The sequence below is a fragment of the Aeromonas sp. HMWF017 genome, assembly GCF_003061465.1.
GTDB lineage: Bacteria > Pseudomonadota > Gammaproteobacteria > Enterobacterales > Aeromonadaceae > Aeromonas > Aeromonas veronii.
The window spans coordinates 32,030-43,466 of record NZ_QAJD01000131.1 but is presented as its reverse complement, the minus strand read 5'-3'; the positions used below and the strand labels follow the sequence as shown (position 1 = coordinate 43,466).

11 protein-coding genes, 1 pseudogene and 1 riboswitch are annotated in these 11,437 nt (G+C 57.8%); of the genes and pseudogenes, 7 read left to right on the top strand and 5 right to left on the bottom strand.

The window, feature by feature from the left end; all coding sequences use genetic code 11:
* Positions 1–270: pseudogene (locus DBR30_RS12820) on the top strand (DUF945 family protein); the annotation flags it as partial.
* A 79-nt stretch (positions 271–349) separates the two neighbouring features.
* On the opposite strand, the gene purU reads toward DBR30_RS12820, so the two are convergent.
* Positions 350–1,186 carry a formyltetrahydrofolate deformylase gene (purU, locus tag DBR30_RS12815; protein ID WP_005361738.1) on the bottom strand — a complete coding sequence of 279 codons (837 nt, stop codon included), beginning with the start codon at positions 1,184–1,186 and terminating at the stop codon, positions 350–352.
* 259 nt (positions 1,187–1,445) lie between these two features.
* A riboswitch (FMN riboswitch) is annotated at positions 1,446–1,602 on the top strand.
* A 104-nt stretch (positions 1,603–1,706) separates the two neighbouring features.
* On the opposite strand from purU, the gene ribB reads away from it, so the two are divergent.
* Together ribB and DBR30_RS12805 are read left to right on the top strand one after the other, a co-directional pair.
* Positions 1,707–2,360: a 3,4-dihydroxy-2-butanone-4-phosphate synthase gene (gene ribB / locus DBR30_RS12810; RefSeq protein ID WP_040065398.1), complete on the top strand. Its 654-nt coding sequence runs from the start codon at positions 1,707–1,709 to the stop codon at positions 2,358–2,360.
* Between the two features lie 225 nt (positions 2,361–2,585).
* Positions 2,586–2,828 carry an Lpp/OprI family alanine-zipper lipoprotein gene (locus DBR30_RS12805; protein WP_005334342.1) on the top strand — a complete coding sequence of 81 codons (243 nt, stop codon included), beginning with the start codon at positions 2,586–2,588 and terminating at the stop codon, positions 2,826–2,828.
* Positions 2,829–3,000: 172 nt separating this feature from the next.
* Here DBR30_RS12805 and DBR30_RS12800 read toward each other — a convergent pair whose 3' ends face one another.
* A complete protein-coding gene (locus DBR30_RS12800; protein ID WP_108541959.1) occupies positions 3,001–3,849 on the bottom strand; it encodes a tetratricopeptide repeat protein in 849 nt (282 codons plus the stop codon).
* Positions 3,846–4,568 carry a 4'-phosphopantetheinyl transferase family protein gene (locus tag DBR30_RS12795; protein WP_108541960.1) on the bottom strand — a complete coding sequence of 241 codons (723 nt, stop codon included), beginning with the start codon at positions 4,566–4,568 and terminating at the stop codon, positions 3,846–3,848. Before DBR30_RS12795 ends, DBR30_RS12800 begins: the two co-directional genes overlap by 4 nt.
* A gap of 275 nt (positions 4,569–4,843) precedes the next feature.
* Here DBR30_RS12795 and DBR30_RS12790 point away from each other — a divergent pair, with 275 nt between their 5' ends.
* The 4 genes from DBR30_RS12790 to DBR30_RS12775 all read left to right on the top strand — a co-directional run bounded on the left by DBR30_RS12790 (position 4,844) and on the right by DBR30_RS12775 (position 9,085).
* A complete protein-coding gene (locus tag DBR30_RS12790) occupies positions 4,844–5,332 on the top strand; it encodes a C40 family peptidase (RefSeq protein WP_005334331.1) in 489 nt (162 codons plus the stop codon).
* Positions 5,333–5,481: 149 nt separating this feature from the next.
* Positions 5,482–6,453, top strand: a complete 972-nt coding sequence (gene rlmF / locus DBR30_RS12785; protein WP_108541961.1) for a 23S rRNA (adenine(1618)-N(6))-methyltransferase RlmF — start codon at positions 5,482–5,484, stop codon at positions 6,451–6,453.
* A 245-nt stretch (positions 6,454–6,698) separates the two neighbouring features.
* Positions 6,699–7,424: a MaoC family dehydratase gene (locus DBR30_RS12780; protein WP_019445964.1), complete on the top strand. Its 726-nt coding sequence runs from the start codon at positions 6,699–6,701 to the stop codon at positions 7,422–7,424.
* A gap of 245 nt (positions 7,425–7,669) precedes the next feature.
* Positions 7,670–9,085 carry an SLC13 family permease gene (locus tag DBR30_RS12775; RefSeq protein WP_108541962.1) on the top strand — a complete coding sequence of 472 codons (1,416 nt, stop codon included), beginning with the start codon at positions 7,670–7,672 and terminating at the stop codon, positions 9,083–9,085.
* A 116-nt stretch (positions 9,086–9,201) separates the two neighbouring features.
* Here DBR30_RS12775 and DBR30_RS12770 read toward each other — a convergent pair whose 3' ends face one another.
* Both DBR30_RS12770 and DBR30_RS12765 read right to left on the bottom strand, forming a co-directional pair.
* Complete coding sequence (locus DBR30_RS12770) at positions 9,202–10,188, bottom strand: DUF481 domain-containing protein (RefSeq protein ID WP_108588373.1); 987 nt, start codon at positions 10,186–10,188, stop codon at positions 9,202–9,204.
* Positions 10,189–10,227: 39 nt separating this feature from the next.
* Positions 10,228–11,136, bottom strand: a complete 909-nt coding sequence (locus DBR30_RS12765) for a L,D-transpeptidase family protein (protein WP_047439258.1) — start codon at positions 11,134–11,136, stop codon at positions 10,228–10,230.
* Positions 11,137–11,437: the final 301 nt, after the last annotated feature.

The following is an 11,437-nucleotide window of genomic DNA, read 5'->3' as shown; positions in this document are numbered from 1 at the left end:
CTCAACGGTGAGGCGGTGACCATGAAGGGGGACGTGAAGCTGGCCTCCACCTCGCTGGAGCAGCTGTTCAACAGCGACGCGGGCATGCAGCACGCCGGAGAGGGCCTGCATGCCAGCCTCAGCGACAAGCTGGGCAAGGCGGTGCCGCAACTGGCCCCCATGCTCGATCAGCTGACCCTGATGGGTTATCTGAAGGCCGACAAGCAAGCGCTGACCTCCGAGCTGAAGCTGGAGAAGGGCGCGGTGACGGTAAACGATCTGCCGCTCTGACACATGATGTAGAAACAACAACGGCTCCCGCGGGAGCCGTTGTTGTTTCTGGCGTTTGCATATGGGCCGTGTGGGCGAATTACTTGAAGACCACCGTCTTGTTGCCGTAGACGAACACCCGTTCGTTCAGTACCAGCTCCAGCGCGCGGCTCAGCACCGATTTCTCCACATCCCGACCCGCCTTGGCCATGTCGTCCGCACTGAAGGCGTGACCGACGTGGATCACGTCCTGTTCGACAATGGGGCCTTCATCCAGATCGTCGGTCACGAAGTGGGCGGTGGCACCGATCAGTTTGACGCCGCGATCAAACGCCTGCCGGTAGGGGCGGGCACCGATGAAGGCGGGCAGGAAGGAGTGGTGGATGTTGAGGATCTTGCGCGGATAGGCCTCGACGAAGCTCGGGGTCAGCACCCGCATGTACTTGGCCAGGATCACATAGTCAGGCTCATAGCTGTCGATGATGGCGCGTACCTGCTCTTCATGTTCGGTCCGGCTCAGATCCTCGTGACTGACGGTGTGGAACGGGATATCGAACTTGCCGGTGAGCTCGGCCAGGGTGTCGTAGTTGCCGATCACCGCGACGATATCCATATCCAGCGCGCCCGCGTAGTTCTTCATCAGAATATCACCGAGGCAGTGGGTCTCCTTGGTCACCAGGATGACGATGCGCTTCTTGCCCGCCTTGACCAGACGGCGTTGGGCACCGGTGGGCAGGGCATCATCGAGGTCGGCCAGCAGGGTCTCGTCGTTGAAGCGCCCCTCCAGCTCGGTACGCATAAAGAAGCGACCATTCTCGTGATCCACAAACTCATCGTTCTTGATGATGTTGAGCTGGTGCTTGTAGCAGATGTTGGTGATCTTGGCGATGAGCCCTTTGGCATCCGGGCAATCCGTGAGCAGTATTTTCTTTTCCATCTCTGTCATTTTCCGTTTGTGGTGTTGGCGCTGCTGTCTGCGCCAGCAGCGTTGTTCAGGCTCTCTTTTCGGGCCCTGTTTTTTTGTTTCGGGAACTATGCCATAAACCGATCCGAGCCATAAAGAAATTCGCCAGTCATGGCCTCTCGTGCTGGCGAGCGGGCCGCAGAGCGGGATCCCGGGCGCAATGTTGAAACGCTTTTCAGCCTGCGGGGGATTTTGGCTGGCATCTGCAACCGTTTTTCTTTAGGCTGTCTGCGCTTATTCTCAGGGCGGGGTGCAATTCCCCACCGGCGGTATCCCGATTGACTCGGGGAGCCCGCGAGCGCCCGATTTGGCTGATTGCCGGGTCGGGGTCAGCAGATCCGGTGAGATGCCGGAGCCGACGGTCATAGTCCGGATGAAAGAGGATAAGACAGACCTTGCCGTGTTGGCCCTTGTGGGCTGGCCGCTGCATGCCCGTCTCTGTCTGCCTTTCCATGCCCTGATTCTGGTCCTTGTCTTGTTTAGGAGTTTTACCATGAATCAGTCTCTACTCAGTGAATTCGGTGATCCCGTTGCCCGTGTCGAAGCGGCCCTGTCTGCCTTGCGTGCCGGAGGCGGCGTGCTGGTGGCCGACGATGAAGATCGGGAGAACGAGGGCGACCTCATTTTCGCCGCCGAATCCATGACCAATGAACAGATGGCGCTGATGATCCGCGAGTGCTCCGGCATCGTCTGCCTCTGCCTGCCCGAGGAGCGGGTTCGCCAGCTCGAACTGCCGATGATGGTGGAGGCCAACTCCAGCCACTACCAGACCGCCTTTACCGTGACCATCGAAGCGGCGCAGGGGGTCACGACCGGTGTCTCGGCGGCTGATCGCATCACCACCATCCGTGCAGCCATCGCAGACGGCGCCAAACCGGGTGATCTGCACCGCCCGGGTCATGTTTTCCCGCTGCGGGCGCGAACCGGTGGGGTGCTTACCCGCCGTGGTCATACCGAAGCGACGGTCGATCTGATGCAGCTGGCTGGCCTCAAACCGTTTGGTGTGTTGTGTGAATTGACCAAAGAAGATGGCTCGATGGCGCGTCTGCCAGACCTGGTTGCGTTCGGTCGCAAGCACCAGATGCCGGTGCTGACCATCGAGGATCTGGTGCAATATCGTCAATTGTTGTCAGAACGTACAGCCTGAGCCTCATACGAAATTGTAATAAGGCAAAAATTTGGTTAACCTTTGTCCGTGCCCCCACCACACGGCACTCATTTTTTAGACGAATCTGGACAAAAACTGTTCATTCAAAAAAAAATGAGGGTTTTAATGCATTTATCTGTGGTGGGGACTATGCAAAGTAGGATTTTTTTGTGCCATAATCACGCCGCTTGCTAAACGTCTGGCGAGTTCAAGGGAGCTTTAAAAATGAAAAAATTGTTGTTGGTAGGTGTTGTTGGTCTGTCCGCTCTGCTGGGCGGTTGTGCAAACACCAGCGAACTGGAAACTTCCGTTCAGAATCTGTCTAACAAAGTTGACCAACTGGCTCAAGATGTTAGCGCAGTTCGTGCTGATCAGTCCAAAATCGCTGCTGATGTTGCAGAAGCCAAGCAAGAAGCTATGCGTGCTAACCAGCGCATCGACAACATGGCTACTTCCTACAAGAAGTAATCCATGCGAAAAAAATGGCGCAGTTTTGCGCCATTTTTTTTTGCCTAAAATTCACCGTATATCCACTATTCCCACAGCACCTTATTCCCACAATACCTTCTTCGTACTTGACCCATGAGGTCATGCCGGTCTCCCGGCACTCCCCCATCATTACCAGCCAGTTCGATTCCTATCAGTAGAGCAGACTATAGAGTTTGCGACGGTAGCTCTGCGCCGCCGGTGTGCTGCCCATGGTCGCCAGAATATCGAGATAGGTCTTTCTGGCATCGCCGAATGCCAAATCCCGCTTGAGGATCTCCAGCAGCAGTCCCAACGCCTCTTCCTGACGACCAGCCTGGTTGTATTGCACCGCCAGCTCCTGAGCCAGGGCAAAATCATCAGGCTGTTCTGCATGGCGGGCTTCCAGCGCGCGCAGCTCCGGGCTGTCTGCCGCTTGCAGGGCGAGCGCCAGCCGCGAGCTCAAGGTATGGAAGTGGCCATCCTGCGCCGCCATCGGGATGGTGCCGAGGCGCTCCTGCGCTTCCTCCAGCAGGTTGAGGTCGAGCGCAGCTTGAATGAGCCACAGGCTGATGTCGTGGCGTTCAGGGGCCAGCTGGTGTGCCTTGGTCAGATGGGCATAGGCCATGCTGGGCTGCTCGTCAGCAAGTGCTTGTTGCCCCTTGGCCAGCAACTCTTCCTCTTCTTTGGGGGCGAAGGCGGTGAAATACTGGCGCAGGGTGGCTTCATCCTGCGGCCCTTCGATGATCCCCTGTTCGTCAGGGCGACCCTGATGGAACAGCACCAGCGCCGGTAGGGCGCGCAGGCCGAGCTGACTGGCCAGCGGTTGCAGCTGGGGATCGTTCATATCCACCTTGGCCAGGGTGACCTGCTCATTGGCGGGCCCAACCAGTGATTCGATCAGCGGTGTCATCCCCTGGCACTCCGGCATCTGCGGAGCATGGAAATAGATGACGACCGGTTTCTTCATGGACGCATCGATAAGTTCAGCGTGAAAATTCTGGGGAGTAATGTCGACGATCATGAGTTGGACTCTTCAGAAAGGGTGTTGAGTAACATGGGGTTAAGCGAGTGGCAATTCAAGCGCTCATCCAGCCGGTAAAAGGTCACGGGGGCTGCCGTCGCCGCGAGACTGAGCCAGCCGCTGGCAAAGGGCCAATCCTGTACCTGATAAGCAGTGTCATCGAGCCGGTTGTCGAGTCGCCATCCTTGCTCCGGGAGAAACCGCACCTTCTCCAGCCCCGCAGCTATGCCGCCACCATGAGCTTTCAGTACCGCCTCCTTGCGTGACCAGAGCCGGTAGAAGGCGCTCTCCTGCTCTTGATCAGTCAGTGCGCAGAGCCACTCATATTCACTCTGTGCATAAAACCTGCGGGCCAGGGGGAGGGGATGATGCCGCCGTTTGCCCAGTTCGATATCCACCCCAAGCGGCCCATGCGGGCAGAGCGCCAACACCAGCCAGCTGCCACTGTGGCTCAGATTGAACTGCCAAGCATCATCATGTAGTCGGGGCTTGCCTTGGGGGCCGTTGCAAAATTGCAGCCTGGCAGCAGGTTGTTGCAGCCGCTCGGCCAATAGCTGGCGCAGCAGGGCGCGGCTCACCAGATATTCCTGACGCCGTTCAGGATGGGTCATGGCTTGCCAGATATGCTGCTCATCGGTTGACAGCCATTCAGGCAATTGAGCAAGCAGTTCCTGGCATACCCTGGCCGGTTTTAACAAAAAAAGATCGGTTTCGATCATGATTTTTCACTTTAAAAAGGTGCTGAAGCAGGGATAAAAGCCAGTTATCTATGAGGCCCAAGGCTCTTTTTGCGATTGTATATTGTTTGGGCATGATCACATTAATTATGAAAAATCGTGCATTTCCTTGCAAAAATGTGAGCTTGATAGGGATTTTCACTTGCCTCGATAGAATTCTTGGATATAGTCGGGTGCTGTTGCCTTATAAATTGCCCTTTGGGGCCGTATTTTAACAAGATTTACTATTTAGCGGGGATAAAGGATTGCGCCACCTGATGCTACTGCTGGTCGCGCTCGGAATGGTGGGTTGTGCCTCGGCACCCCAACCCGAGGTCGCGAGCAAGATCGAAGTTTCCATGGTTGAACCTGTCATCGAACCGGAAGCTTCCCAGACACCCGATGTGAATGAAATCCTGACTGTATATAAAGAGTGGCGTGGTGTTCCGTACCGGATGGGTGGCAGCAGCCAGCGCGGTATCGACTGTTCCGCCTTTGCCCGTGAAGTGTTCCGCAATGCCGTCGGTATCGAATTACCCCGCGATACCCGCTCCCAAGTCCACGAAGGGACGCGCGTTTCCAAGCAGGATCTGGTCGAGGGTGATCTGGTCTTCTTCAAAATCAATCGTCGTCTCAACCACGTTGGCATCTATGTCGGCAATGGCGAATTCATCCATGCCTCGACTCGAGCCGGTGTGACCCGCTCCAAGCTGGATAGCCAATACTGGCGCAACAAGTTCTGGCAAGCTCGCCGGATCGATATCTGAGTCAGGCTGGACAAACGGCTCGCAGTACGGACTGTTTTTCCAACCTCACTTGAACCGGGCTCGATAGCCCGGTTTTTTTATTGCCGTCGTTTAGACTTTCCCGAGTCAAATCACTATAGTGTGGGCCCGTTTTCTTCGGCAGGCTCAGCATGAAACCCCGCATCCCATCAGCCGGTGGCCCCAAGTCGGGCGACCGTAAATCCGGACTTCACTACCGTAATCGCCATCAGGCGGGTTACGACTTTGAGGCGCTCTGCCTGCGAACTCCCGAATTGGCCGCTCATGTCTTTATCAATGACTACGGCACCCGCACCATCGATTTTGCCGATCCCGATGCAGTGAAGACCCTCAACCGCGCCCTGCTGGCCCATCACTACGGGATTGCCCACTGGGACTTGCCTGCCGGTTACCTCTGCCCGCCTATCCCGGGACGGGTGGACTACCTGCACTGGGCGGCCGACCTGCTGGCCGAGAGCGCAGGCGAGCGCCCTACCGGCAAGGGAGTGAGGGTGCTGGATATCGGGGTGGGGGCAAACTGCATCTATCCGCTGCTGGGTGCCCGCGAATATGGCTGGCGTTTTGTCGGGTCGGATATCGATCCGGTCTCGGTCAAGGCGGCCACCCTGCTGGCCAAGAGCAACGGACTCGGCAACCAGATTGAGTGCCGCCTGCAGGGTAACCCCAACCATGTGTTTCGCGGCATCATAGGGCCGAAGGAGCACTTCGCCCTGACGCTGTGCAATCCGCCGTTCCATGCGTCGCTGGAGGAGGCGAGCAAGGGGACAGAGCGCAAGCTGCGCAATCTGGGCAAGGAGGTGACAGGCGCCCCTGTGCTCAACTTCGGCGGCCAGAAGGCTGAGCTCTGGTGCGAAGGGGGCGAGGCGGCGTTTCTGGCCAACATGATTGCCCAGAGCAAGGAGTTTGCCACTCAGTGCCTCTGGTTCAGCTCGCTGGTGTCGAAAAAAGAGAACCTGCCGGGGGCGAAAAAGGCGTTGAGCCGGGTGGGAGCCCGTCAGGTACGGGTGATCGACATGGCGCAGGGCAACAAGGTGAGCCGGATCCTCGCCTGGTCCTTTCTGGATGAAGAGGGATTGCGTAGCGGCTGGTCGAGTGCGCGCTGAGTCCCAACTACAAGGCCCGATGAGGGCCTTTTTTCATGATGAGCCCCGCGAATTTCACCTGCTGGCGGTATCTTTGGCAATCGATTTCCTCATTGGCAGATCGTGCTGGTTTACATGGTGTAAGTAGTTACTTCCGCCTTGGTACAGGTGTACGCCGAGATTTTTTTGCACTTACAGCTGAAACTTTAATAAAATAGGACTGGTTAGACCTCTTTACAGGCATTGAATCAAATAGGGATCGGTAGATGAAAGTTGTCGATTTTCTGAAGCGCAAGCGCGAAATTCTGGCGCAGCACCCCTTTGAGCTCAAGGATTGGCTCTCTCCGGCGATCCGCGACTACTGGCGTGAGTTTCAGCAAAAGGCACATCTTCACCCTTTGCTGGGGCGTGTGCTGGACTTGCAAGCCGAGTCCCAGAGCGAACAGCAACAGGATGCAGCAACCGTGGCACAAGTAGCCAACGGTCAGCCTGCCGTGGCTCAGGAACCCGCTGTGGAGCTGGGGGCCGAGGCGGCCGAGCTCTATGCCGCCCTGCAGGCCCGCATCGGTGAAGAGACCCACGTCGGTGAGTGGCTGCACGTCAGCCAGCAGATGATCGATCAGTTTGCTGCCGTGACCGGGGATCACCAGTGGATCCACACCGATCCGGAGCGCGCGGCCGCCGAGTCGCCTTTCAAGACCACCATCGCCCACGGCTTCCTGACCCTGGCGCTGCTGCCGCAGTTGACCGGCTCGGTCGATGAAGCCACCCCCGAGTTCCCGACCGCCCGCATGGTGGTGAACTTCGGGCTGGATCAGGTACGTTTCCCGTACCCCATCAAGGTGGACAGCAACATCCGCGCACGCACCAAGCTGGCCCGGGTCACCCCCATCAAGGGTGGGCTGGAGTTGCTCAAAGAGATCAAGGTGGAGATCGAAGGGATCCGCCGCCCGGGTTGCGTTATCGAGTCGGTGACCCGCATCTACTTCTGAGCCGCCTCATCGGCATAAATGGTGAAACGGGCCCGCTGTCGTGTGCAACGAACAGCGGGCCCGTTTATTTGCCTGTTTGTTGCCAGTTGTGAGGAGCCAGCCATGGTGTGCCAACTCCAGCTTGATATGACTCACAAAACCGTGCGCCGTGCAGTTAGCCAGCTCTCATTTTGGCGAGTTGGCCGCGTGAGGCGATAGCATGTTATGCCACTATTGGCTTCTTACTCCCGATCCTGGAGACAATAGTGCCCATCAATCACAAGATTATTCTGCCGCTACTGCTGAGCCTCGCCATCCTGCTGATCCCGACCCACTGGATCCCGCTGGAGGGGATTACCGTCATCGAGCAGCGGGTCGTGGCCATTTTCGTGCTGGCCGCCCTCTGCTGGATCCTGGAGCCCATCCCTATCTTTGCTACCTCGGTGCTGATCATCGTGCTGGAGCTGCTGCTGCTCTCCGACAAGGGGCTCTGGTTCATGACCGCCGACAAGGCCGAGCCGGGGTTTGGTGAGCTGCTCAAGTCCACCGAGGTGATGGCGACCTTTGCTTCACCGGTCATCATGCTGTTTCTCGGTGGTTTTTTCCTCGCCATTGCGGCGACCAAGTACCATCTGGACGTCAATCTGGCGCGGGTGTTGCTGCGCCCGTTCGGTCAGGATCCCCGGATCGTCATGCTGGGGCTGATGCTGATCACTGCCACCTTCTCCATGTTTATGAGCAATACCGCTACCACTGCCATGATGCTGGCCATCCTTACCCCAGTGCTGGCGGCGTTTCCCGACAAGGATCCGGCCAACATCGGCTTTGTGCTGGCCATTCCGCTGGCGGCCAACCTCGGGGGGATCGGCACTCCCATCGGCACTCCGCCCAACGCGGTGGCTCTCAAATACCTGACCGGCGAGCATGCCATCTCGTTCGGTCAGTGGATGGGATTTGCGGTGCCCTTCGTGGTGTTGCTGTTGCTGCTCGGCTGGTTCCTGCTGGGGCGCTTCTTCCCGAGCACTCTCAAGCGGATGGATCTCAAAATTGAGGGGCGTTTTATGCAGACCCCCCGCGCCTGGGTGGTCTACCTCACCTTTATCACTACCATAGTGCTCTGGTTGCTGGGGGATCTGCATGGCATGAGCTCCTACGTGGTCGCCATGATCCCGGTGGCTGTGTTCCTGACCACCGGCATCATCACCAAGGACGACCTGCACAAGATCTCCCTCGACGTGCTCTGGCTGGTCTCGGGCGGTATCGCGCTGGGGTTGGCGCTGGAGGACTCAGGTCTGGCCGAGCGGCTCATCACCCATATTCCGTTCCACGAATACTCCACGCTGGCGGTGCTGGTCGGCGCCTGCCTGCTGGCGGTGGTGATGGCCAACTTTATGTCCAACACCGCGACCGCCAACCTGCTGCTGCCACTGGTAGCGGCGCTGGCAGTCAGCATGCCGGAGCTGGCCGAGTGGGGCGGCAGTCACACCCTGATCCTAGCGGTCACCATTTCGGTTTCGCTCGGGATGTCGCTGCCTATCAGTACCCCGCCCAATGCGCTGGCCCACGCCACCGGTCTGGTGGAGAGCCACCAGATGGTGCGCATCGGCGTCATCATGGGATTGGTCGGTACCCTGCTGGCGATGGTATGGATCTACCAGATTGCCGCCTGGGGGCTGATCTGAGCGTACGGCCGGTTTCTCATCTGGTGCCTGCTCCATCATCGGAGAGGGGCCGTGGCAGGGGATGACCAAAACAGAAAGAGGAGCCAACTTGGCTCCTCTTTCTGTTTGCAGTTGACTCAGAAACTGGCGCCCAGATTGAGCAGGTGCCTGAATTCGGTCTCTTTGTACTTTTGCTCGAGACCGACGAAATGCACTTCACCATCTTCCCACTCCATCTCGCTCGACCAGGAGAGGCGCAGGTGGTCGTTGAAGTAGTAGCGCAAGCCCACGCTGCCGGTCACATCTCGATTCAGAGTGATATAGGGGGAGGGTTGATCCAGATAGAGCAGATAGCGCCCCTGACTGAACAGCTCCAGTTTTTCCCGCCATATCGGGATGGGTTGGCGATAATCCCAGTTCATGCTGGCAAAGGGATAGTCGATGATCCGGTTGCCTTTGAAGAGCAACCCAATCCCGCTCTCTTCCCTGAAGTAGGCCTTACGCAGACCCCCTTGCGCCACGAACTCCAGCCGACGGCGCTTCTCGTTCCAGAAGCGGTAACCCGGCCCGGTACCATAGTCGAGGCGGAGGTAGTTGCTCTCCAGCATGTCATATTCGGCATTGAGCGAGCTGCGCACAAACCACTGCTGATCGAAAAAGTAGTCAATGGTCGGGTTCAACTTGTAGTCGTGGTTATCGGTGACGCTGTCAGACGTTTCGTAGGAGTACTCTCCTGAGAAACTGTAGCGCCAGTCCAGATTGGCCAACTCGGTCTTGCCCTTGAAGTTGACGTTGTTGGTGTGTTTGTCTTTGTGTTTGAGCTTGATGTTGAGATCGCCACTACCGGTCCAGAGCCAGGCCTTGCGTTCATCCTGCTCATCCTTGAACAGGGTGAATCCACCTTTGGCGGTCGCCTTGGGTTTATCCTGATGCTCCAGCCGCCAGCGCTTGATGGCATCCCGCTTGACGGTAACGGCACCGGTATAGGGCAAAGAGATGCGTACCGACTCATCGCCAATCTCTTCGATGGTGCCGGTCAGACGATCGCCATTGTTCATCCAGAGGATGTCCTTGGCCCACAAGGAGTGGCAGGCTAACAGGAGTAAGAGAGGCAGGTATTTCATGAGGTAAGGTGACTCCGATGCGACGCTGGCGCTGGTGACTTAACCACTGACAAGCTGGCTGCTGATGGGGCGGGGCAGGCCATTTTTGCTCTCCAGCGCCGCCGTCACCTCATCCTGCATCACGTCAGGTGCGCTGATAAAGCTCTCTATGGCCGGTGATAGCATCAGCGGGGCGCCATTTTCAAGTTCCTCTTCGGTGCGGGAGAGCGGGGAGTGCACCTCCAGCCAGCGGCGACCATCCGGCTCGATAGCCACCTTGACCGGTTGGTTGATGACCCGCACCGGCGTGCCAATCGGTACAATCTTGAACAGGGCCTCGATATCGTCAGGCCGCAGCCGGATGCAGCCTGCACTCACCCGCAGGCCGACGCCAAAATCCTTGTTGGTACCGTGGATCAGGTAGTCGCGTTTGCCATAACCAAGGCGCATGGCGAACTTGCCGAGGGGATTCTCCGGGCCGGGGGGCACCACGGCGGGCAGGGTGATCCCTTTTTGCTCCAGCCAGGATTTGCGCACCATGGGGCCGGGTACCCAGGTCGGGTTGGGATTCTTCTCGATGACGGTGGTGGTCATCTCGGGTGTCTCGCGGCCGATATCGCCAATCCCGATGGGCAGCACGATGACCTCGCTCTTCCCCTTGGGGAAGTAGTAGAGACGCAGTTCGGGCAGATTGATGACGATCCCCTCGCGAGGCACATCAGGCAGCAGCATCTGGGTGGGCAGCGTCAAGCGGGTTCCCGGCTTGGGTAAATAGGGATCTACACCCGGATTTGCCTCAAGTAGCGCCAAAAATCCAATTTGCGTATTTTTGCCAACCAGTTCCAGATGTTCATTCTGCTGGATGATGTAATCCTCCAGCTCACCGATAAGGCGACTCCCGGCAGGTGGCAGCGGGTAGCGTTTGGCCTCTGCCGGCGCGGCGCAGAGCAGGATCGCTGCCAGTAGCATGGAAAGGGCGGGCGTTAAGGGTAGGGGCTTGAGTTTCGGCAATCGCATAAGGAGATCCATCAGTTCAATCGGGGCGGAACATCATCAACACAGCCGCCAGAATGGCGCGATTGTTCCTCAATCAGCCCATGATTACCAGCTTGCCGCGCACAAGCAATGATGTGGGGATACATAGGAAACCGGCCAAAATCGGCATCACCCATAAATTTGAGCGCCAAGCAGGAAAAAGAGACGCCTGATGGCAATGGGGGAATATCACGACGTGGATAATGGCCGGGTGTGCGAGAGGGTTAATGTCGGG

Excerpts from the sequence above, each read along its gene's own strand:
- purU (WP_005361738.1), bottom strand. The coding sequence starts at position 1,186 with ATGGAAAAGAAAATACTGCTCACGGATTGCCCGGATGCCAAAGGGCTC.
- ribB (WP_040065398.1), top strand. The coding sequence starts at position 1,707 with ATGAATCAGTCTCTACTCAGTGAATTCGGTGATCCCGTTGCCCGTGTC.
- DBR30_RS12805 (WP_005334342.1), top strand. The coding sequence starts at position 2,586 with ATGAAAAAATTGTTGTTGGTAGGTGTTGTTGGTCTGTCCGCTCTGCTG.
- DBR30_RS12800 (WP_108541959.1), bottom strand. The coding sequence starts at position 3,849 with ATGATCGTCGACATTACTCCCCAGAATTTTCACGCTGAACTTATCGAT.
- DBR30_RS12795 (WP_108541960.1), bottom strand. The coding sequence starts at position 4,568 with ATGATCGAAACCGATCTTTTTTTGTTAAAACCGGCCAGGGTATGCCAG.
- DBR30_RS12790 (WP_005334331.1), top strand. The coding sequence starts at position 4,844 with ATGCTACTGCTGGTCGCGCTCGGAATGGTGGGTTGTGCCTCGGCACCC.
- rlmF (WP_108541961.1), top strand. The coding sequence starts at position 5,482 with ATGAAACCCCGCATCCCATCAGCCGGTGGCCCCAAGTCGGGCGACCGT.
- DBR30_RS12780 (WP_019445964.1), top strand. The coding sequence starts at position 6,699 with ATGAAAGTTGTCGATTTTCTGAAGCGCAAGCGCGAAATTCTGGCGCAG.
- DBR30_RS12770 (WP_108588373.1), bottom strand. The coding sequence starts at position 10,188 with ATGAAATACCTGCCTCTCTTACTCCTGTTAGCCTGCCACTCCTTGTGG.
- DBR30_RS12765 (WP_047439258.1), bottom strand. The coding sequence starts at position 11,136 with ATGCTACTGGCAGCGATCCTGCTCTGCGCCGCGCCGGCAGAGGCCAAA.